The following is a 311-nucleotide window of genomic DNA, read 5'->3' as shown; positions in this document are numbered from 1 at the left end:
CCGTTCGTGCGCAGCTCGTTGACCAGTTTGTAAAGTTTCTCGACGTCGTGCTCGGTCAGGGCAGTAGTGGGTTCGTCCATGATGATGACCCTGGCGTCCTGGGCCATTGCACGCGCGATTTCGACCATCTGGCCGTCGACCGTGGACAGGGCCATGGCCGGGGTGTCGAGACTAAGGTGCGGGGCGACCTGGTCAAGGGCTTTTCGGGCGCGTTTGCGGATGTCGCGCCGGGAGAGGAAGCCCTTTTGACCGCCCCAGTTGCCAAGGAGGACGTTCTCCGCCACCGAGAGGTCCGGCACGAGGTTGTGCTC

General features: G+C 63.3%; 1 protein-coding gene. It reads right to left on the bottom strand.

Annotation, left to right across the window (positions count from 1 at the left end; translation table 11 throughout):
* Positions 1-311, bottom strand: a 311-nt coding sequence (locus AC6CH3_RS23520) for an ATP-binding cassette domain-containing protein (protein WP_498134721.1), incomplete at both ends; no start/stop codon positions are given.

It is taken from the genome of Arthrobacter sp. GQ119 (genome assembly GCF_059759125.1).
This window is presented reverse-complemented; position numbering and strand designations above follow the sequence as displayed.